This window comes from Nitratireductor aquimarinus, from assembly GCF_017255295.1.
Taxonomy (GTDB): Bacteria; Pseudomonadota; Alphaproteobacteria; order Rhizobiales; family Rhizobiaceae; genus Nitratireductor; species Nitratireductor aquimarinus.
Genome location: NZ_JAFKDE010000004.1, coordinates 367,343 through 388,465, shown reverse-complemented (window position 1 = coordinate 388,465; position 21,123 = coordinate 367,343). Strand labels below are relative to the sequence as shown.

19 protein-coding genes are annotated in these 21,123 nt (G+C 63.1%); 17 read left to right on the top strand and 2 right to left on the bottom strand.

The features are described 5' to 3' along the window. Nucleotides 1-450: 450 nt before the first annotated feature. Nucleotides 451-969, top strand: coding sequence for a hypothetical protein (locus JYP46_RS09150; protein WP_206547915.1), 519 nt, complete (start codon nt 451-453; stop codon nt 967-969). 179 nt (nt 970-1,148) lie between these two features. Here JYP46_RS09150 and JYP46_RS09140 read toward each other — a convergent pair whose 3' ends face one another. Continuing rightward, nucleotides 1,149-2,042, bottom strand: coding sequence for a MurR/RpiR family transcriptional regulator (locus JYP46_RS09140; RefSeq protein ID WP_113153096.1), 894 nt, complete (start codon nt 2,040-2,042; stop codon nt 1,149-1,151). Between the two features lie 137 nt (nt 2,043-2,179). On the opposite strand from JYP46_RS09140, the gene JYP46_RS09135 reads away from it, so the two are divergent. The 7 genes from JYP46_RS09135 to JYP46_RS09105 all read left to right on the top strand — a co-directional run bounded on the left by JYP46_RS09135 (nt 2,180) and on the right by JYP46_RS09105 (nt 10,162). After that, nucleotides 2,180-3,784: an ABC transporter substrate-binding protein gene (locus tag JYP46_RS09135; protein WP_206547913.1), complete on the top strand. Its 1,605-nt coding sequence runs from the start codon at nt 2,180-2,182 to the stop codon at nt 3,782-3,784. Nucleotides 3,785-3,858: 74 nt separating this feature from the next. Continuing rightward, complete coding sequence (locus JYP46_RS09130) at nt 3,859-4,836, top strand: ABC transporter permease (protein ID WP_113153095.1); 978 nt, start codon at nt 3,859-3,861, stop codon at nt 4,834-4,836. Nucleotides 4,837-4,841: 5 nt separating this feature from the next. Beyond that, nucleotides 4,842-5,750 (top strand): ABC transporter permease, encoded by a 909-nt coding sequence (locus JYP46_RS09125; RefSeq protein ID WP_222474007.1) that lies wholly within the window; start codon nt 4,842-4,844, stop codon nt 5,748-5,750. Next, complete coding sequence (locus JYP46_RS09120) at nt 5,750-6,742, top strand: ABC transporter ATP-binding protein (RefSeq protein WP_222474008.1); 993 nt, start codon at nt 5,750-5,752, stop codon at nt 6,740-6,742. Before JYP46_RS09125 ends, JYP46_RS09120 begins: the two co-directional genes overlap by 1 nt. Then, nucleotides 6,739-7,779, top strand: coding sequence for an ABC transporter ATP-binding protein (locus tag JYP46_RS09115; RefSeq protein ID WP_206547911.1), 1,041 nt, complete (start codon nt 6,739-6,741; stop codon nt 7,777-7,779). Before JYP46_RS09120 ends, JYP46_RS09115 begins: the two co-directional genes overlap by 4 nt. Before the next feature lie 7 nt (nt 7,780-7,786). Beyond that, nucleotides 7,787-8,662 (top strand): alpha/beta hydrolase family protein, encoded by an 876-nt coding sequence (locus tag JYP46_RS09110; protein WP_222473976.1) that lies wholly within the window; start codon nt 7,787-7,789, stop codon nt 8,660-8,662. A gap of 72 nt (nt 8,663-8,734) precedes the next feature. Then, nucleotides 8,735-10,162 carry a M20 family metallopeptidase gene (locus JYP46_RS09105; protein WP_206547910.1) on the top strand — a complete coding sequence of 476 codons (1,428 nt, stop codon included), beginning with the start codon at nt 8,735-8,737 and terminating at the stop codon, nt 10,160-10,162. Nucleotides 10,163-10,213: 51 nt separating this feature from the next. Here JYP46_RS09105 and JYP46_RS09100 read toward each other — a convergent pair whose 3' ends face one another. Then, complete coding sequence (locus tag JYP46_RS09100; protein ID WP_222473977.1) at nt 10,214-11,002, bottom strand: IclR family transcriptional regulator; 789 nt, start codon at nt 11,000-11,002, stop codon at nt 10,214-10,216. A 240-nt stretch (nt 11,003-11,242) separates the two neighbouring features. Here JYP46_RS09100 and JYP46_RS09095 point away from each other — a divergent pair, with 240 nt between their 5' ends. Genes JYP46_RS09095 through JYP46_RS09055 form a run of 9 tightly spaced genes read left to right on the top strand, consistent with a single transcriptional unit; the run spans nt 11,243 to nt 21,074 of the window. Next, the gene (locus tag JYP46_RS09095; RefSeq protein WP_113153089.1) at nt 11,243-12,307 is read left to right on the top strand and encodes an ABC transporter substrate-binding protein; all 1,065 of its coding nucleotides are present in this window, start codon (nt 11,243-11,245) and stop codon (nt 12,305-12,307) included. A gap of 28 nt (nt 12,308-12,335) precedes the next feature. Further along, the gene (locus JYP46_RS09090; RefSeq protein ID WP_206547909.1) at nt 12,336-13,844 is read left to right on the top strand and encodes a sugar ABC transporter ATP-binding protein; all 1,509 of its coding nucleotides are present in this window, start codon (nt 12,336-12,338) and stop codon (nt 13,842-13,844) included. After that, the gene (locus JYP46_RS09085) at nt 13,841-14,806 is read left to right on the top strand and encodes an ABC transporter permease (protein ID WP_206544294.1); all 966 of its coding nucleotides are present in this window, start codon (nt 13,841-13,843) and stop codon (nt 14,804-14,806) included. Before JYP46_RS09090 ends, JYP46_RS09085 begins: the two co-directional genes overlap by 4 nt. Beyond that, a complete protein-coding gene (locus JYP46_RS09080) occupies nt 14,803-15,744 on the top strand; it encodes an ABC transporter permease (RefSeq protein WP_206547908.1) in 942 nt (313 codons plus the stop codon). The genes JYP46_RS09085 and JYP46_RS09080 overlap by 4 nt, the downstream gene beginning before the upstream one ends. Then, nucleotides 15,741-16,697, top strand: coding sequence for an amidohydrolase family protein (locus JYP46_RS09075; protein ID WP_206547907.1), 957 nt, complete (start codon nt 15,741-15,743; stop codon nt 16,695-16,697). Before JYP46_RS09080 ends, JYP46_RS09075 begins: the two co-directional genes overlap by 4 nt. Then, nucleotides 16,690-18,003 carry an alanine racemase gene (locus JYP46_RS09070; RefSeq protein ID WP_206547906.1) on the top strand — a complete coding sequence of 438 codons (1,314 nt, stop codon included), beginning with the start codon at nt 16,690-16,692 and terminating at the stop codon, nt 18,001-18,003. The genes JYP46_RS09075 and JYP46_RS09070 overlap by 8 nt, the downstream gene beginning before the upstream one ends. A gap of 52 nt (nt 18,004-18,055) precedes the next feature. Further along, entirely contained in the window at nt 18,056-18,400 is a 345-nt protein-coding gene (locus JYP46_RS09065) for a RidA family protein (RefSeq protein WP_206547905.1), read from the top strand. 54 nt (nt 18,401-18,454) lie between these two features. Beyond that, nucleotides 18,455-19,468 carry a M14 family metallopeptidase gene (locus tag JYP46_RS09060; RefSeq protein WP_206547904.1) on the top strand — a complete coding sequence of 338 codons (1,014 nt, stop codon included), beginning with the start codon at nt 18,455-18,457 and terminating at the stop codon, nt 19,466-19,468. A 10-nt stretch (nt 19,469-19,478) separates the two neighbouring features. Beyond that, the gene (locus JYP46_RS09055) at nt 19,479-21,074 is read left to right on the top strand and encodes an N-acyl-D-amino-acid deacylase family protein (protein ID WP_206547903.1); all 1,596 of its coding nucleotides are present in this window, start codon (nt 19,479-19,481) and stop codon (nt 21,072-21,074) included. Nucleotides 21,075-21,123: the final 49 nt, after the last annotated feature.

The window sequence follows — 21,123 nt, the reverse complement described above, 5'->3', positions numbered from 1 at the left end:
TCAACGCAGCTCCGGCGCGTCGGGACAAGATGCGTCGAACGCCCGCTGCGCACTCGCTCCAGAAATCCAGAAGCCTCAAGCTCAAGGATCTTCCGGTGCGTCGTCGAAAGCGGAAGACCTAACGTCATCGAAAGCGAAGATAGATCGTAAAATCGACCCTCAATCTTACCCGTGATGATCGTACGAACAATCAAAGCATCCAAAGGACCGCCCCACAAACCAGTCTCAATCGCATAAAAACGCCAGCTGGTGTGCTTTATCTGTCCATCCCTTCGGGCGGGGCGCGTTGGCGCTCAGGGAAGGGGGCGGCACCCTAGATCAGTTCGGGCGTTCTCAACCGCCGAAAATTGTATGACAGTCGCACTTGATAGGTGTTCTTGGTCGATACGCATTGCTTCGTGATAGAGGTGAAACTGATATCTGCTTGAAGCGGTGCGGGGCGAAGCTCCGTTGTCCGCAGTAAACTGGTTTGGACAAGCCGTGTTCGGTTCGCCTGAGTTTGATGACGATGCGGGCGCTCTGATCTCCTTGCCGGTTTCCCGCGAGGCCGTCGCCATCGTTATTTCGCCCGATCACCTTGCCGCCCTTGCCGAACAAAAGTGTAAAGGCGGGCGTCCGCATATCCGGCTCACAAAGGCCACGTCTCCCGATCGCTGGGCCCTGCAGACGGCGCGCATGTTTCGGGATGAGCTGGCGGGCGGCAATGGCGTCAACGAACTCTATGTCGATGCACTGCTCACCAAGTTCGGGGTCGAGGTGTTGCGGAGATACGACGATGCCGCGCGCCCGAAGAAGAGCGCGACGGGCGGGCTTTCGTTTCGCAATGAGAAAAGGATACGGGAGCACCTGGCCGAGAATTTCAGACGCAAGCTCAGTGTAGCCGACCTCGTCGGCGTCTGCGACCTTCACCGGGGCCTTTCATCGTGGCTTTCACAAACACGTTCAGTGAGCGCCCGCATCGGTATCTGATCAACCTTCGGCTCGATTATGCCCGGTGTCTTCTCACCGAAGGAGACATGCAGATACCCGGGCAGATACGCGAGATCGCCCGTCTTTCCAGGTTTTCATGCCAGAACCATCTGGCGACGTCGCTCAGAAAACACCGGGGCGTGCCCCCCAGGAAACCCAGGTCCAAGCGGTAGCTGTCTTCAGGAACCGTCAGGGTCCTTGCCCGAAACCTTTCCGATGTCGGGCATGTAGCGTTCTGCCAGGCGGAGCTGAACGTCCGCGCCGTCAGTGCTCTGATTGGCGATTGCCGCCACGAGCGCGTCGACAAGCGCGAAGGCTGATGTGGCTGAATTGGGGAGCAGGCGTCTCTTTGCCTCGGCGAACAGAACCACGTCTGCGTCGCGTGCGACCGGGCTGGTCGGGCTGTCGGTGATGCACAGAATGCGCGCGCCGCGGCGCTTGGCAACACCACACAGCTCCACCGTGTTGGGAGAATAGCGCGGGAACGAGATGAACACGGCGAGATCGTTTTCATTGCAGTGAACCAGCCGCCGATAGGCTGAATTGGCGCCGCCCGTTGCGCCCATCATCGTGACATTGCCGCGGCAGAAGGGCTCCAGCCCGTGTGTCAGCATGCCGGCGATGTAGTAGCTGATGCCGGAACCGAAGGTGAAAATGCGCTGCGCGTCGAGAATAAGCTCGACCGCGTGGCTGCAGCCGGCCTCATCGAGACCGTCGAGCGTGTTCTGCAGATTGTCCAGATCCTGCGTGAGCCCGTTGCGCATGATGTCGATATTGCTCGCATCATCGTCGATTTCTGTGCGCAGTTTCTCCACGGCTGCCATATCCATGCGCAGCGCGTCCATCTGGCTTGCGCGAAACTCGGGAAACCCCTTGAAACCTATGGCCTTGGCGAAGCGATTCGCGGTCGCGTTGGAGACATTGCAGCGCGATGCCAGTTCCACATTGGTCATCATCGCCGCTTCGGCCGGGGAGCGCAGGATAAAGTCCGCAATCCGGCGGTGGCCAAGGCTCAGATCCTGATACGCCCTGCCGATGCGACTGGCCACTTCCGAGTGGTACATCGTGTCCATGTCAGCCCCCTTGACCCTAATGAATTTTCATGTTTTTCATTTCGATGAAAATTTTCTTTCATCGTTTCAGCATATCAGATGCAGAAATTCAATGGAGCGCTTTTGCGCGCATGAACCGGGAGGGTGAACTGGTGAAAATGAAGTCGTTTCTCTTTGCAGGCACGGCAGCCATTCTGGCGTCGGCAACAATGTCGAGCCAAGCTGAAGAACTGAAGATCGCGTTGTCCTCGGAGCCCACGGCTGCCGATCCGCACTACCACAATCTGTCGACCAACAACGCGTTCGTTCAGCACATTTTCGAAGCGCTGACGGCGACCGACGCCAACCAGAATGTCGGGCCTTCGCTCGCTGAATCCTGGGAAGGCGTGGACGACAACACCTGGGTTTTCAAGCTGCGTGAGGGTGTGAAGTTCTCCGATGGAAGCGACTTCAATGCCGATGACGTTGTCTTCACCTTCTGCCGCGTGCTAAACAATGAGAACAACGTTTCGGGCTCGTTTGCGCCGGACGTTGAAAACTTCGCCAGCGTCGAGGTCAGCGATCCCTACACGGTGAAGATCACCACCAAGCAGGTCGAGCCGCTTCTGCCGGAACTCCTGTCGCAGATCTACATTCTCAGCGACGGCATTCTCGAGCATGGCGACCTGTCCTTCGACCCGGCCAATGGCTGCGGCGTCACCGGCGAATGGCCGAGCGTCGACAGCTTCAACAATGGTTCCATGACCATCGGCACCGGCCCCTTCGTCCTTGATGATTTCACCAAGGGTTCGAAGATCAAGATGAGCCGCAACGACGCCTATTGGGGTGAGGCTCCGGCCTGGGAAAAGGTCGAACTCGTGCCCGTTCCCTCCGCAGGTCCGCGTCTGGCAGGCCTTCTCGCCGGCGATTACGACTTCATCGAAAGCCCGGCTGCCCGCGACGTGAAGCAGCTTGGCGAAGAGTTCGGTTACACGGCCAAGCCGTCGAGCCGCGTCATCTTCCTGCAGATGGACGTTGCCCGCGATGACAGCCCGTTCATCGAGGCTGAAGGCGGCAAGAACCCGTTCCAGGATGAGCGCGTTCGCCGCGCCGTTGCGCACGCCATCAATCGTGAAGCGATCGTCGAGCGCATCATGGACGGATTCGCAGAGCCGGCCAGCCAGTTCGTTCCGTCCGAAATGTTCGGCGCACAGACGGACCCGGTTCCGCTGACCTATGACCCGGAGAAGGCGAAGGCGCTGCTTGCGGAGGCCGGCTATCCCGATGGCTTCAAGGTCACGCTTTCGGCGACCAACGACCGCTACATCAACGACTCGCAGGTGGCTCAGGCCATCGCGCAGTTCCTGACGCGCGTTGGCATCGAGACCGACCTCGACGCGATGACCCGCTCGATCTTCTTCTCCCGCCGCAGCAAGCGTGAGTTCAGCTTCTCCATGGGCGGCTGGGGCTCCACCTCCGGCGGCGCGGCATCCTTCCTGCGCCAGTATGTGACGACCGGTGACAAGGAGCGTGGCGTTGGCGGTTCGAACTATGGCGGCTGGTCCGATCCCGAGTTCGATGCAGTCATTCTCGAAGCCATCGAGACCGTCGATGCCGGGAAGCGCGCAGAGATGCTGCAGCAGGCAGGCCAGATGGCGCTCGACAAGCTGGGCCTGATCCCCGTGCATTTCGAGAGCACGCTGTGGGCCTACCGCGATGGTCTGGAGTTCGATGGCCGCATGGACCAGTACACCATGGCCAAGGACATCCGCCCGGCCAAGTAGCCACCTCAAACAGTCTGAACCATCCATCGGCGCGTCTTCGCGCCGATGGACATTAACGGGCGGGAGCGCTTCCGGTGCTATTGTTTACCCTGCAAAGGATGCTGCAAAGCATCGCTGTTCTTCTTGCCGTGTCGGTTGCGGTGTTTCTTGCCGTCTACGCGGTCGGCGATCCCGTCGAGCTTCTGGTCAATCCCGAAGCCACGCAGCTTGAGCGTGAGGCGATGGTTTCCCGGCTGGGCCTCGATCAGCCCGTCTGGATGCAATATTTCACCTTTCTGTCCAACGCCGTTCAGGGCGATATGGGCACCTCCTTCGTGCATGCCGAACCCGCGCTTCAGCTCATTCTGAGCCGCATGCCGGCGACCTTCGAGCTGGTGTTTCTCGCCATGCTCGTCGCCAGCATCATCGGCATTCCGCTCGGTCTCTATGTGGGGCTGAAAGAGGAAAACCGCATCGCCCGCGCGATCATGACCGGCTCCATTTTCGGCTACTCGATCCCGAGTTTCTGGAAGGGCATGGTCCTCATTCTTTTCTTTGCCGTCTGGCTTCAGTGGCTGCCGGCTTCCGGTCGTGGCGAAACGGTTTCCGTCTTCGGCATTCCGTTCAGCTTCCTCACCGTTGACGGCCTGCGCCATCTGGCCATGCCGGTCATCAACCTGGCCATTCCCAACATCGCGCTGATCACAAGGCTGACGGCCGCCGGCGCTTCCGAAGCGCGCATGCAGGATTACGTGAAATTCGCCCGCGCCAAGGGCGTGCGCGAAAAGCGCATCGTGCGCCGTCACATCCTGCGCAACATTCTCATTCCCATCATTACGGTGCTGGGCGTCGAGTTCGGCTCGCTGATCGCCTTCTCCACGATCACGGAAACCGTGTTCGCATGGCCGGGCATGGGCAAGCTGCTCATCACCAGCATCTACCAGCTCGACCGCCCGGTCGTGGTTGCCTACGTGATGCTCGTCACCTTCATCTTCGTCGTCGTCAATCTGCTGGTCGACTTCACCTACGCGCTGCTCGATCCGCGCGTCAGCCTGTCGGAGCGCATGTCATGAGCGAGATGCAGAACATGTCTTCTCAAACGCGCCCGCCTCTGGCCGACACACCGCAGCGCGGGGCCAATCTGCGCCGCATCAAGCGCCGGCCGAGCGTCAGGAAGGCGCTCCTCCTTCTGGGCATCGTGGTGGCGACAGGGCTTCTCCTGCCCTTCTTCGCGCCGCAGAACCCTTATGACCTCGCGTCGTTCAGCGTCATGGACAACCGCCTGCCGCCCGGCAGCGAGGGCATGAATGGCGAGATCTTCTGGCTGGGCACCGATTCCCAGGGGCGCGACATGCTCTCGGCCATCTTCTATGGCCTGCGCATCAGTCTTCTGGTCGGTCTTGTCGCCACGGCCATCGCGCTCATCATCGGCGTCACGGTGGGGCTTGCCGCCGCTGTGTTCGGCGGTCGGGTCGAAACGCTGCTCATGCGGCTGGTCGACTTCATTCTCGGCTTTCCCACCATTCTGGTGGCGCTGGTGATGCTCGCTGTCATCGGGCGCGGCGTCGACAAGGTCATTCTGGCCATCGTCGTGGTGCAATGGGCGAACTACGCGCGCATCATGCGGTCAGCCGCGCTGGTCGAGCGCAAGAAGGAATATGTCGAGGCTGCCTACAATCTCGGCTATTCGCGCCTGCGGATCATGTTCCGCCACATCATGCCCAACAGCCTGAGCGCCGTGCTCGTCGTGGCGACCATTCAGGTTGCCTCCGCCATCACGCTTGAAGCGACGCTCTCCTTCCTGGGTGTCGGCGTGCCGGTCACCGAGCCTTCGCTCGGGCTTCTGGTCGCCAATGGTTTCGACTTCCTGATGAGCGGCGATTACTGGATCAGCTTCTTCCCGGGCCTTGCCCTTCTGGTGCTGATCTTTTCCCTCAACCTGGCCGGCGACCGCCTGCGCACGGCCCTCGATCCAAAGCGTTCATGATGTCTGATCAGTCTTCATCTCCGTTGCTCGCGGTCGAGAATCTGCGCACCGTGTTTCACTTCGCCGATGGCGCCTATCCCGCCATCGACAGTCTTTCCTTCGAACTCAGGGCCGGTGAGGTTCTGGGGCTTGTGGGCGAATCCGGCTCCGGCAAGTCCGTCGCCGGGTTCTCCCTGATCGGTCTGGTGGATGCGCCCGGCGAGATCGTCTCCGGCGAGGTCCGCTTCAAGGGACGTGATCTGCGCAAGCTGAGCGACGAGGAGCTGCGCCGCGTGCGTGGCAAATCCGTCTCCATGATCTTTCAGGATCCGCTGACCACGCTCAATCCCGTGCTCACCATCGGCGAGCAGATGATGGAGGCGATCAGCGAGCACGAAACCGTCGATCCGGCCGCCGCGCGCCAGCGCTGCATCGATACGCTCACCAAGGTGGGCATCACCTCGCCGCAAACGCGTGTCGACCAGTTTCCGCACGAGCTTTCCGGCGGCATGCGCCAGCGCGTCGCCATCGCCACGGCGTTGCTCAACCAGCCCGAACTGATCATCGCGGACGAGCCGACCACCGCGCTCGACGTCACCATTCAGGGCCAGATTCTGGCCGAGATGCAGACGCTGCAGAAGGAAACCGGGACGGCGCTCATCTGGATCACGCATGATCTGGGCGTGGTTTCGGAACTGGCTGACCGCATTGCCGTGATGTATGCGGGCGGCATAGTCGAGATCGGGCAGGTGGATGACGTGCTCGACTCGCCCCGCCATCCCTATACGCTTGGCCTGCTCAACTCCGTTCCCGGCGACACGCCACGCGGCGAGGCGCTGCGCCAGATCGAGGGCGCGGCCCCGTCGCTGACGGCAAGGCCGCTCGGCTGTCCCTTCCATCCCCGCTGTTTCCGCGCCAGCGATCTGTGTCGCACCGAGGAGCCGCCGCTGGCGGAGGCCGGCGATCACAGCTGGCGCTGTCACCATCCGCTTGATCCGGAGAAGACGCCATGAGCCCGCGCAACGACATCACGAGCGCTCCGGACAGGGATGAGGACGCGATCCTCGAGGTTCGCAGGCTCTCCCGCCGCTTTTCGCGCAAGCCCGTACTGGCCGAGCAGCTTCTCGGTCTGGTTGGAAAAGCGCCGGAAATTCCGGTTCTCACGGCCGTTAAGTCGCTCGATCTGACCGTGCGGCGTGGTGAGGTTCTGGGCCTTGTCGGCGAGTCCGGCTGCGGCAAGTCCACGCTTGGCCGCATGATGACGGGCATCAACCCGCCATCGGAAGGCGAAATCCTCTACAATGGCAAGCGCACGGATGAGATGAGCCGTCAGGAACGGCTCGCCTATACGCTCGCCGTGCAGATGGTCTTTCAGGACCCGTATGCGTCGCTCAACCCGCGACAGACGGTCGGCGAGATCCTTTCCGAGCCGCTGCGCGTGCACAATCGATGCAAGAACCGGGCGGAAATCAGCGAACGTGTCGATGCGGCGCTCAATGAGGTTGGGCTCGACCCGTCCTATAGGGATCGCTATCCGCATCAGTTCTCCGGTGGTCAGCGTCAGCGTATCGGCATTGCCCGCGCCCTGATTGTCGATCCCGAATTTCTGGTCTGCGACGAGCCCATTGCCGCGCTCGACGTGTCTATTCAGGCGCAGGTCATCAACCTGTTTCTGGAGCTGCGGGCGCAGCGTGCGCTGACCTATCTCTTCATCAGCCATGACCTGTCGGTCGTCTGGCACATCGCCGACCGGGTTGCGATCATGTATCTGGGCGAGATCGTCGAACTCGCGCCGACAACGGAGCTGTTCGACAGCCCGGCCCATCCCTACACACAGACGCTGCTTGCCGAGATCCCCTCGGTGAAGCGCCGTCGCCGCGCCTTCCAGCCGGTCAAGGGCGAGCTGCCTTCGCCGCTCAACCCGCCATCCGGCTGCACCTTCCATCCGCGCTGCCCCATGGCCACCGACCGGTGCCGCAGCGAACGCCCGATCAGCCGGACGATCGCGCCGGGCCGCACGGTCGCCTGTCATCTGCACGAACCTTCTTGAGGACTTCATGGAACTGCAAAGCCTGCTCGACGGCAATGGCTCCAACGCCCTGCCTTTCATCTTCTCTGGTCAGCCGGAAAAGACCGTCATCCTGAACACCTACAAGGCTGCCGGATATGAGCCGGGAAAGCCGGTCGTGTTCGTCCAGCACGGCATGCTGCGCAATGGTGACGACTATCGCGATTTCTGGATTGCGGCTGCCGACAGGCATGATCTCCTGATCGTTGCTCCGACCTTCCCGAATGGCGATTTTCCCGAGCCGGAAAACTACAACAACGGCATGGTTCTCGATGCCGAGGGAAAGCCGACCCCGCGTGAAAGCTGGATCTACCGCGCTCCGGCGCTGATCGCCGAGGCCCTTGAAGAGGCCGGCGTCATGAAGGGCGTGAAGCCGAAGATTTTCGGTCACTCCGCCGGTGGTCAGTTCCTGCACCGCATGGTGTCGCTGTTCGGCATGGGGCCGTTCGAGGCCGTCGGCGCGGCCAATGCCGGCTGGTATTCTCTCCCCGATCTGGAAGCGAATTTCCCCGCCGGTCTTGGCGGTCTGGGCTACGGGCAGCAGGATCTGGTGGCGCTGCTCGCCACGCCGCTGCACATCATGGCCGGTCTGAACGACTGCGAGTCCAACGCCGACAACCTGCCGACCCAGCCCGAGGCCATCGCCCAGGGGCCGGGCCGTCTTCACCGCGCCCGCAATTACTTTGCCAGGGGCAAGGCGAAGGCTGAAGAGCTGGGCGTCCCGTTCAACTGGCAGATGACCGAGGTTCCCGGCGTCGCTCACGATGGCTGCGCCATGTCGGTTGCCGCTGCCGGTCTCTGGTTCGAAGGCGCTCTGCCGGCCGGCGACCAGCTCGGCGCTGGCACCGGTGGCTTCAACGCCTGACGCATATGTGGCCCATCCCGGCCACGACCATCATTCGACGCACGATCATTCATCCGACAAGGAGAGCCAAAAATGAAGAACAGCGATCAGATCTGGGATCTCGTTGATGCAAAGAAGGCCGGTTTCGAGGCGTTGAGCGATCGTGTCTGGGGTATGCCGGAAATCGCCTACACCGAGTACCGCTCCTGCGCCGAGCACACCGCCATGCTGCGCGAGCAGGGGTTCCGGGTGGTTGAGGACGTTGCCGGCATCCCCACCGCCGTCATGGGCGAGGCAGGCGAGGGCGGTCCCGTCATCGCCATCCTCGGCGAATATGATGCGCTTCCGGGCCTGAGCCAGGAGGCCGGCATCGCCGAGCCGCGTCCCCTGCCGGGCAGTGGCCATGGCCACGGTTGTGGTCACAACCTGCTTGGCAGCGCCGCACTTCTGGCCGCCACGGCAATCAAGGATTGGCTGGAAGAGACCGGCCGTCCGGGCCGCGTGCGCTATTATGGCTGCCCGGCAGAAGAGGGCGGCGCTGCGAAGAGCTTCATGGCGCGCGCCGGCGCGTTCGAAGATGTCGATGCGGCCATCACCTGGCACCCGGCGTCCTTCACCCGTGTTGACGAGGCCATGTCGCTGGCCAACACGCGCATGGACTTCGCGTTCACGGGCCGTTCGTCCCACGCTGCCGCCGCACCGCATCTGGGCCGCAGCGCGCTCGATGCCGTCGAGCTCATGAGCGTCGGCGTCAATTACCTGCGTGAGCATGTGCCGGCCGACAGCCGCATCCACTACGCGCTGCTCGATGCCGGCGGCATCGCGCCGAACGTGGTGCAGGCAAAAGCCAAGGTTCGTTATGCGATCCGTTCCACCAGCCTGCCGGGCATGTTCGCTCTCAATGAGCGCGTGCAGAAGGTGGCGCGCGGTGCGGCGATGATGACCGAAACGAAGGTCGACATCTCCATCATGAGCGCGGTGGCCAACCTTCTCGGCAACACGCCGCTCGAAGAAGCCATGCAGCGTCAGATGGACCGTCTCGGCCCCGTCGCCTTCGACGATGAGGACCGCGCTTTTGCCGCCAAGATTCAGGACACGCTGTCGGACGAGGATATTCACAACGACTATCTTCGCATCGGCCTGCCGGTGAAGGACAACACACCGCTGTGCGATTGCGTGGTGCCGCGCGATCTCGAGGGCGTGCCGATGATCGGCTCCACCGATGTGGGCGATGTGAGCTGGGTGGTTCCCACCGTTCAGGCGCGTGTCGCGACCCATGCCATCGGCACGCCGGGGCACTCCTGGCAGATCACCGCGCAGGGCAAAATGCCCGCAGCCCACAAGGGCATGGTCTACGCCGCAAAGGTGATGGCGGGAACCGCGCTCGATTTGATCGGCGACGCCGATCTGCTGGCGAAGGCCAGGGAAGACCACGCCGCCCGCACGGCCGCGACGCCCTACACCTGTCCGATCCCGGAAGATGTGCAGCCGCCGCTGCAGCCGCGCCCGGCGGATATCTGATCGTGAAACTGAAACGGGCGGCCAAAGCCGCCCGTTTTCATTTCAGGGTGTCTATCGGCTGAGTGGCGGAACGCTGGTCTGGCCGCTCAGGCGCTGCGAGGCGCGCTTGAGACAGAGCAGATATTCTTCCCTGTTCTCGATCCCGTCTTCCCGTGGCGCGACAAGGCAGAGCGTCGCCACGCAGCGGCGGTTCGCATCGAGAACGGGAACCGCGAAACAATGGGTGAAGCTGTCCACGATGCTGTCGAAGGTGAACTCGCCCTTGAGCCATGCTTCGCGCACTTCGCGAATGAAGACCGCCGGTTCCAGCCATTCGCCATTGGGCAGCTGAAAGTCCTGCGGCGGGATGAAGTCGATGATTTCCTGATCCGAAAGATGCGCGACCAGCAGGCGGCCGGACGCCGTCCAGGGGATCGGCACCGACTGCCCCACATCCGATGAGATGCGGAACGGGCGCGCGCCCTCCTTCATGCGAACGACGATGTATTTGTTGCCGTCCAGCATGCAGAACTGCGAGGTCTCGCGCGTTTCATGCGCGATCATCTCAAGGGCGGCTTCGCACTCGCGGGTGAAATCGAACTGCTCTTCATAGGCCGCGCCCAGGAAATAGAGCTTGCGCCCGAGGAAAACCCGCCCGTCGCCGCCGGCGAGTTCAAGGATCTCGTTGCGCAGGAGAAGGTTCACCAGCTCGTAGACCGAAGAGCGCGGCGCGCCGATCTGGACCGCGATTTCGTTGGGGCGCATCGGGCTTTTCTGATCGCGCAGAAAATCCAGTATCTCGAATGCGCGGTCGAGACCACGTGCGCGCTTGGCAGTGCTGGTCGGTGCGGCGGTATCCAACGGCCTCGTCTCCATCGCTTCTGGCTCTGTCCTTCTTCTGAACTCGTTGCAGCCTGTCAATGCTCTTGGCGTCACACCCGGAGTGGAACGGTTGTTCGCCGTGATTTTTCGACCGCCACTTGCAGGGGCGTCAAAACCGGATAATATACACTTCCACTATAAAGATCACTTGTACATTATAGCGGACATTGATTGGCGGCAAGCCTTTTGGGGCGCCGCATCTTGTTGAGGGAGGAAGACATGCATTTATCGGGTTCTGAAAATTCCAGGCGTCGTCGCGGCCTGCTCATGGGCGTTGCGGCGGCATCCATGCTGGTTGCCGGCAGCGGAGCGGCTTCGGCTGCGGCCAACTGCATTCAGGGAGACCGCGAAGCGCCCTATACGATCGGTTGGGCGAACATCTATTCCGTACCGACCTGGATGAAGCAGACCGAAGGCACCATCGCTGCCGAGGTCGAAGAGCTGAAGAAGGCCGGTCTGGTCGACGATCTCATGATCACCGACGCCCAGGGCAATGCCCAGACGCAGATCCAGCACATCCAGTCCATGATCGACGCCAATGTCGACGCCATCGTCGTCATCGCCGGTTCGTCCAACGCGCTCGACCGCGTGATCTCGGACGCCTGTGACAAGGGCATCGCCGTCGTCAACTTCGACAGCCTGGTCAACACCGACAAGGTGACCGCGAAGATCAACACCGATTCCGGTGAATGGGGTGCGGCTGCCGCACAGTGGATGGTCGATCAGCTCGGCGGTGAAGGCAAGATCATCGTCATGAACGGCCCGGCAGGTATTTCCGTCAGCGATGACCGCCGCAAGGGCGCGCAGCCGGTTCTGGACGCCAATCCCGGCATCGAGATCCTGACCGAGACCAACACCGAGTACAATGTCGCGCCCGCGCAGGAGGCCATGACCAGCCTTCTGTTCGCCAACCCGGAAATCGACGGCGTTCTTTCGCTCGGCGGCGCGCTTTCGGCCGGTTCCGTTCTCGCCTTCGACCGTCAGGGCCGCGAGCAGGTTCCGACCACCGGTGAAAACGCACGTCAGTTCCTTGAGCTCTGGAAAGAGAAGGGTCTTGAAGGCTGGGCAACCATGCAGCCGAACTGGCTGGGCGCCCTGTCTGTCTACGCGGCGGTTCAGGCGCTTGAGGGCAAAGACGTTCCGGCTTTCATCAAGGTGCCGCTGCCGGTCATCGGCGACGACACGATCGACGGCTATCTCGCACGCGCCGATCAGTTCCCGGCCGACGGATACATCTACTCCGACTACGACCGCGCGCTCTTCGACAAGCTGCTGGCGCAGTAAGACACGAAGACGAAAAGGCCGGTTCCTGATGACGAAAACCAAGCCCCTGCTCGAAGCCAGGCAGGTGTTCAAGGGGTTTTTCGGCAACCCGGTGCTCAAGGGCGTGGACATCGCCCTTGAGCCCGGACGCGTTCACGCTCTTCTGGGTGAGAACGGTGCCGGAAAATCGACACTGATCAATCTGCTCTCGGGCGCTTTGCAGCCCGACAAGGGCGACATTGTCGTGGACGGCAAGCCCGTCTCGCGCTTCAGCCCTGCTGCTGCGCGAGAGGCGGGCATTGCCGTCGTTCAACAGGAGCTGAGCCTTGCCGCCGAGCTGTCCATTGCCGAGAATATCGGCCTTGGCGCTCTGCCACGGCGCTTTGGTCTCATCGACTACAAGGCGCTTTCCGCCTCCGTCGCGGAGGTCTGCGAGCGGGTCGGCCTGACCGAACCGCTCGACATGCCCGTCGGCGATCTCTCGCTTGGCCGCCGGCAGATGGTGGAAATTGCCAAGGCGCTTTTCCGCAAGCCGCGTGTGCTCATCCTGGACGAGCCGACATCCTCCCTGTCCGCGCATGAGGCGGGCATTCTGGCAGGCCTCATCCGCAAGCTGCGTGATGAAGGCATCGCGCTTCTCTACATCTCCCATCGCCTCAACGAGGTTCAGGCGCTGTGCTCGCATGTCACGGTGCTGAAAGATGGCGTGGTGACCGCCGACCAGCCGCTGGCCGGCGTCGATGATGAAGGTCTCGTGCGCCTGATGGTGGGCCGCGATGCGGGCGACCTGTTCCCCGCCTGGCAGGACCATCCCGCCGGCGCCGAACTCATCCATCTGAAGAAATTTTCCGCAGGCACGGCCCTTGATGTCGATTTCCAGGCATCCGCCGGCGAGATTATTGGCATCGGCGGTCTGGTGGGGCAGGGACAGGAGGATTTCCTGCTCGGCCTGTACGGCGCAATTCCCGCTTCCGCAGAGAAGGCGGAAATCTCGGGAAGTCACCGCCCGCTGAAAAGGGTCGAGGCGGCCAATCAGGCCGGCCTTGCCTATGTGCCGGCTGACCGCAAGCATGAGGGGCTCGTTCTGCCGCATTCCATTGCGTCGAACCTCCTGCTGCCCTCGCTTGGCAATCTGGTGAAACATGGTCTGCGCGACCGCGCGGCCGAGCGCAATCTGGTTGCCGACCTCGCCAAACGCCTGACGATCAAGGGCGATGTGACCCGTCCGGTTCAGGCGCTTTCCGGTGGCAATCAGCAGAAGGTGGCGCTGGCCAAATGGCTGCCGCTCGATCCTTCGGTGCTGCTCCTCAACGACCCCACGCGCGGCGTCGATATCGAGACTAAGCGGGAAATCTATCTGATGCTGCAATCCTTCGCGCGCGAGGGAAAGCTGGTCATTCTTCTGAGTTCCGACACACCTGAACTCGTCCATCTTTGTGATCGTGTCGCCGTGTTCCGCGAGGGGCGCGTCGTGGCCACGCTGCCGCGCGCAGACATCTCCGAAGAAGCGATCGTCGGCGCCGCCATGGGCGTCTCAGCGAAGGGAGCTGCGGCATGAGTGCCACCACCGTTCCGGCAAATCTCTATGCCGCCGTCCAGAAGCGCCGCAATCGCGGCCTGACGGGCCTTTATCTGGTCGTCGCCGCGTTTCTCGTGGTCTACGCCATTCTGTTTCCGGGCCTTCTCAGCGTTGGCGGTTTTTCCAAGTTCACGCAGAACTGGTTCCCGCTGGCGCTCGTCACCATGGCGCAGGCCCTGATGATGCTGAATGGCGGCATCTCGCTTGCCATCGGTCCGATGGTCAGCCTCGGCGCGGTCATTGCCGCCGTCACCATGGGCGGTCCGCTGGGTGTTCTGGGCGGGCTGATCGCCGTCTCGGTCGCCGGCCTGTTCATCGGTGCGGTAACGGGCGGCATCGTCGCCTATCTGCGCCTGCCGGCCATCATCGTCACGCTGGCCGGATCGTTCATCATCACCGGCATCGCGCTCATTCTCCTGCCGCGTCCCGGCGGCTACATCCCCGACTGGTTTTCCGACCTGCTTGCCGGTCATACGCCGGTTGCCTTCGGCCTTCTGGTCCTGCTTCTGATCGGCTGGAAACTCTATCTGGCAACGCCGCTCGGCCTTGGCATCTATGCCGCCGGAAACAATCCCGTCGGCGCGTTCCGCTCGGGCGTTCCCGTCGAGCGCGTCAAGGTGTTCGCCTTCGCGCTGTCGGGTCTGCTGGCAGCCCTTGCCGGCCTCTTCGTTGCAGCCCAGACCGGCTCTGGCGATCCGGTCATCGGCACGCCCTTCACGCTCAACTCCATCGCCGGCGCGGTGCTTGGCGGCGTCGCCTTTCTCGGCGGCAAGGGCACGATGCGCGGCGTCATCTGCGGCAGCCTGCTTCTCTCGGTCATGATCAACGTCATGTTCTTCCTCGGCTTCCCGCCGGTCGCTCAATATGTGGCGCAGGGCCTCATCATCGTCGGCGCCGTCGCGATCCCGCAATTGACCAGCCAGTGGAGGGCAAAGCCATGAACGCTCTCAAGTCGGCCTTCCGCAATCCGCCGCTTCTGACGCTGATCCTGGTGATCCTCGTCTGGATCGTCGCCAGCCTCACGCTGCGTGGCTTCGGAGCCTTCGGCCATCTGCGCTACCTGCTGGAACTCTCCGCAGTCATCGGCATCGTCGCCGCCGGCCAGACGCTCGTGATCCTGATGGGCGGCATCGACCTTTCGGTCGGCGCGGTCATCACGGTCACGGCCATTCTCCTGCCGCTCATCTCGCCCGACATCGATCCCACCGGCCTCGTGGGCATCGTGCTTGCGCTGGGCATCGCGTCCAGCATCGGCTTTCTCAATGGCGTTGGCGCGGCCTATCTCAGAGTGCCGCCCATCATCATGACGCTGGCCATGGCGACCTTCCTGCAGGGCATGCTGGTCATCGTCGCCGGCGGCAGCGCCGTCTCCGTCACGAACGCAACCGTCATCTGGCTCGGCCAGGCGCGGCCCTTCGGCATTCCCGCCGGCGTTCTCCTGTGGGTGGCCGTGTCGATCGTGGTGCTGCTCATCATCCACCGCATGCCGGCCGGCGCGCGTTTTCTGGCGCTGGGGGCCAACCCGCTGGCAACCGAGCTTTCGGGCGTCAGCGTCAAGCGCAACACGCTGCTCCTGTTCACGCTTTCGGGCTTCTTTGCCGGTCTTGCCGGCATCCTGATCCTCGGCATGAACCGTCAGGGCTATGTGGGCATCGGCGATCCCTATCTTCTGACGTCCATCGCCGCCGTGGTTCTGGGGGGCACCTCCATTCTGGGCGGGCGCGGCACCTATGCCGGCACCATTCCCGGCGCGATCCTTCTCGTCACCACCACGGCGCTGATCACCGTGGTCAACGCGTCGCCCGGCTGGCGGTCCATCATGTTCGGATCGCTCATTCTGGCGCTGCTCCTGATCTCGGGGCGTGAGGCGCGACGATGAGTTCTGCCTATGCGGGTCCGGTCGTCGACCCGCACCACCATCTGTGGGACCTGTCGCTTGGCAGGCACCCCTGGCTTGCGCCGCCTGAAGCCGCTGATGAGGAGATGGTGTTCGGCAGCATCGCGCCGATCCGTCGCGACTATGGCGTGGGCGAATATCTGTGGGACGCGGCCCGCCAGAACATCGTCGCCACCGTCCATGTCGAGGCCGGCTGGTCGGATGATTTCCCGCTGGAGGAAACGCGCTGGCTCGACAGTCTCGACAGGCGTTTTGGCGTTGCCGCGCGCTATGTGGCGCGCGTGCCGCTTGCCGGTGCGGATGCGCAGCGCCTAGTGGAGCGCGAGGCTGCAAATCCCGCTGTGGTCGGCATTCGCGATATCGTCAGCTGGCATCCCGACCCGGCAAAGAGCTTCGCCTCCCGCGAAGGCATGATGAGCGACCCGCGCTGGCGCGAGGGGCTTTCGCGCGCCACCGAACTCGGCCTCAGCTTCGATCTCATGCTCTTTCCCTGGCAGATGGGGGAGGCGGCGCGCCTTGTCGCCGATCATCCCGACACGCAATTCGTGCTCAACCATTGCGGCAGCCCGGTTGACCGCAGCGAGGAAGGCTTGGCGCTTTGGCGCAACGGGCTTTCGGAGCTTTCCAGTGCGCCCAACATCGCCATCAAGATCTCCGATCCCGTGGCCTATGATCACCACTGGACAGTCGACAGTCTGCGCATGGTGATCGACCACTGCATCGCCTGTTTCGGGCCGCAGCGCGCCATGTTCGCCAGTGATTTTCCCGTTGCCGGTCTGCACGCGGATTTCGATGCGCTTTATGGCGCGTTCAGAACCACAGCCGCCAGCCATTCGCATGATGAGCAGGAAGCCCTGTTCTTCTCGACGGCGAACCGCATTTACCGCCTTGGCCTGTCGCCTTCGCAAACATCACAGGATGCTTCCCATGTCTGACGCCACGCTCACCACTGCGAGCGATCCCGTCATCGATGACCGCGTTCGCGGTTTTCCCGCAGGCCATGCAGCCCTTGGCCTCGGCGCCATTGGCGATCAGGGGTGGAAGCCCTTTGATGGCGCCATGTCCCTGCCATTGATCTCGCTCGATGAAACGGCGTTCGCCAACAATGTCGATCTGATGATGACCTATGTGCGCGAGCAGGGCGTCGAGATCGCACCACACGCCAAGACGCCGATGTCGCCGGCCATCGCCGCCCGTCTCGTCGAGGCCGGGGCATGGGGCGTCACAGTGGCCGACATTCGTCAGGCTTCCGTCATGCTGCGCGCGGGCTTCCGCCGCCTGATCCTCGCAAACGAGATCGGTGGCCCGGCGGCAGCGAGACGGCTTGCCCGCCTGGTCTCCGCCTATCCCGATGCCGATCTCTCGATCTTCGTCGATTCACGCGAGATGATGGAGGCGCTCGCTTCCGCCTGGTCTTCTTCCACGGATCTGCCGCCGCTCGGACTTCTGGTCGAGCTGGGCGCTGCCCGTGGCGGGCTCCGCTCCGGTGAAGCCGCGTTACAGCTCGCCGAGGCCATTCTCGAACGCGAGACCGACACTTTCCGGCTCGCCGGCGTCGCGGCTTACGAAGGTGCAGCCGCAACGCCCGATGCGGCTGAGACGGCGCTGCGCATTTCTGCTCTGGTCGAACGCACGGCAACGCTTTTCTCTGCGCTGCGCCAGCGGCTTGGGCCGGAGCGTCCGATGATCGTCACCGCCGGCGGCTCGGTTTATTTCGACATGGTGGTTCGCGGTCTGAAGGCGGTGGTCGCCGCAGATCAAAACGCGGTTCTGGTTTTGCGCAGCGGCGCGATCTTCTTTCATGATCACGGCATCTATGAGCGCGGTCTCACCGGCCTCGACAACCGGTCTGGTTTCGTGATCGGCGGAAAAGCGGTTTCGGCGGCCACCGGGTTCCGCCCCGCGCTTCGTGTCTGGGCCGAGGTTCTTTCGAGGCCGGAGCCGGGGCTTGCCGTTTGCGGCATGGGTCTGCGCGATGTGGCAGCCGATCAGGGCCTGCCGCGCCCACTGGCGTTCTATCGTGATGGCGTGCGCACCGCTCTTTCTAAGACGGTTCGCGTCACTGCGTTGAACGATCAGCATGCCTTCGTCTCACTGGGCGATGGCGTCGATCTGCATGTCGGCGATGTGGTGGAGTTCGGCATCTCGCACCCCTGCACCTGCCTCGACCGGCACGCGATCCTCTACGGTCTGGACGACGATCATCGCGTTGTCTCGGCCTATCTCACCAGCTTCGGCTGAAACTGTTCCAACCCCACCCCACCCCCTACCCAAGCAAAAGGAATTTTGGAAAATGATCATGCGCTACCAGAAGGGTTCCCGAATGAGCCAGGCCGTCGTCTATGGCGGTCTCGTCCACATTGCGGGGCAGGTTCCCGATGACCGCAAGGCGAGCATCGAGGATCAGACGGCAGATGTTCTGCGCAAGATCGACGCGCTCCTGGCCGAAGCCGGAACCGACCGCTCCAAGCTCGTGGCCGTCAACGTCTTCCTGCCGGCCATCATCGATTTCGACGCGATGAACAGCGTCTATGATGCCTGGATCGACCCGGAGAACCCGCCGGCCCGCGCCTGCGTCGAGGCGCGCCTTGCCGATCCGGACCTGCGCGTCGAAATGACGGCTATTGCCGCAGTCTGACACCTGGCCGGTGCCCCGCGCACCGGCTCTTCTTCTGGCGACCGGAGTTCTGCCATGCATACGGGCATTGTTCATTCCATTGATTTCGAGGCCGGGGGCGTTCAGTCCGGCTTCCTGGCAATTCCCTATTCGGTGGACCGGTCGCCCTATTACCAGATCCGCATCCCCTGGCTGCGGGTCCGCAATGGCGAGGGGCCGAGCCTCCTTTTGATGGCGGGCAATCACGGCGACGAGTATGAGGGCGAACTTCAGCTTGCCCGGCTCATGCGCCGCCTGAAGACGCTCGACATCAGCGGAACGGTCACGGTCCTGCCGATCGTGAACCAGCCGGCAGTCATGACGGCCCGCCGCTGCTCCCCCTTCGATGGCGGAAATCTCAACCGCGCCTTTCCCGGCAACCCTGCCGGAACGCCAACCGAGCGCATCGCCCATTTTCTGGAACATGAGCTGTTCCCGCGCCACGATGTGGTGCTCGACCTTCATTCCGGCGGCACCTCCATGGCGCATTTGCCCTGCACGCTGATCGAGCGGCAGGCGGATCCGGCGCGCTTCGAGCGCACGCTTGATCTCATGCGCCAGATGGGCGCCGCCCACGCCTTCATCGCCGACAATGGGCCGACAGCGCCGACCTCGATGGGCGCTGCGGGCCGCGCTGGCGCAATCGGTCTTTCCGGCGAGTTTGGTGGCGGCGGCACGGTCACGCCCGACAGCATGGCCTTCACGGCGGGCGCAATCGATCGCCTGCTTGTTGCGCTGGGCATCGTGTCCGCACCGGTGCTCTCCGCCGCGCTTGATGACAAGGCTCCGCCGCTCCAGCTCCTTTCGCTGTCGCGCCACAGCCAGGGCATCTACGCCACCCGGCGCGGCTGGTTCGAGCCCGCCGCCCGTCTGGGCGACCGCGTTGCCGCTGGCGATCTCGCCGGCTGGTATCACGATCTTGAACGCATCGACGCACCCGAGGAAGCACTGCACTTCGCCGAGGGTGGCATCGTCATCTCGCATCGCCTTCATTGCGACAGCCAGTCCGGCGATTGCCTGATACAAGTGGCCGAGCCGATTGAAGCCTGAGAGGATCTGAATGACCGACACGCTCATCCGCGGGGCGCGCATCGTCGATGGAACCGGTGCGCCCTGGTATCGCGGCGATATTCTCTTATCCGGCGGGCGCATCGCCCGCATCGGGCGCGATCTGCCCGTTTCCGGCGCGCATGTGGTGGATGCCGAAGAGCGCTACGCCGCACCCGGCTTCATCGATGCGCATTGTCATGATGACCTGATCTTCCTGCGCGAACGCGGACGTCCGGAAAAGGCGTTTCAGGGCGTCACCAGCATTGTTGTCGGAAACTGTTCTTTCTCGCTGTATCCCGCCACGCCCGGATCCCACGAGGATCTGCGCCGGCACTTTTCCGGCCTTCTCGGCGAAACGGCGCATGAAGAAATCTTCGCCGATCTCGATGGCTACCGTCACGCACTGTGCGGGGCAGAGGGCGCTGGCATCGCGCTCAATCTCGTGTCGCTCGTAGGGCATGCCGCACTTCGCCTTGCCGTCATGGGGCATGACGACCGCCCGGCCACGCCGGAAGAAACGCAGGCCATGTGCGACCTTCTGGAAGCCCAGCTTGTGCAGGGCGCCGCAGGCCTGTCGCTCGGCCTTGTCTATCCGCCAAGCGCCTTTGCCGACGAGGCGGAGCTGATTACGCTCGGGCGTGTCGTCGGGCGTCACGGTCGGGTGCTCGCCGCGCATATCCGTTCCTATGAGGCAGGGCTGATCGACGCCACCGAAGAGTTCGGGCGTGTGCTTGGGGCGTCAGGTGCAGCAGGCCTGCTCTCGCATCTTCAGTCTGCCGGCCGTCCCAATTGGGGCCGCATTCCCGATGCCATCGCGCTTCTGGAGACGATGCGCCGGGACGGCATCGATGTCAGCTTCGACATGTATCCCTATCCCGCCGGCAGCACATGGATACTCCAGCTCCTGCCCGCCGCTGTCATGGAAGGCGGGCTTGCCGGGCTGCGCCGGCGTCTGGCCGATCCCGCCCAGCAGGCGCTCCTGCGCCGCTGGGTCAGCGAGGGTGGCCCGGAATTCCCCGGCCAGAGCAAGGTGTCGCTCATCGGCTGGGAGAATGTTCGTCTCTCCGCCGTGGGCGTTGATGCGCTCAAGCATCTTGAAGGGCTCGACATGCAGGCCGCGGCAGCGAAACTGGCTGTTGATCCGTTCGATCTCATGCTGCGCTTCATCGAAGAAGATGACGGCCAGACCGGCATCATCCTGTTCCAGCTTGCAGAAGAAGATTTGCACGCCGCCTGTTGCAACCGCCTCTACATGGCCGGGTCCGATGGGCTTCCGCGACCGGGCTCCAAGCCGCATCCGCGCGCCTTCGGCACCTTTCCGCGCATCGCCGGGCCGCTTGTCCGCGACCAGAACTGGTTCTCGCTGGAAGATGCCGTGCGCCGCATGACGTCCATGGCCGCGCAGCGCTTTTCGCTCACGGATCGCGGGCTTCTGCGCCCCGGCATGGCCGGCGATGTCGTGCTCTTCGAGGAGAGCATCACAGACCGCGCGACCTTCGACGATTCTTCGCAACTGCCCTCCGGTGTCAGCCACCTGTTCGTCAATGGGGGCATGGTCATCGAGGATGGCCGCGAGACGGGCGCGCGTCCTGGTCGCGTTCTCTAGCCAATTCCGCGGCCGCCCCCGGCGGCCCGATAATGTTTGATTTCAAAGG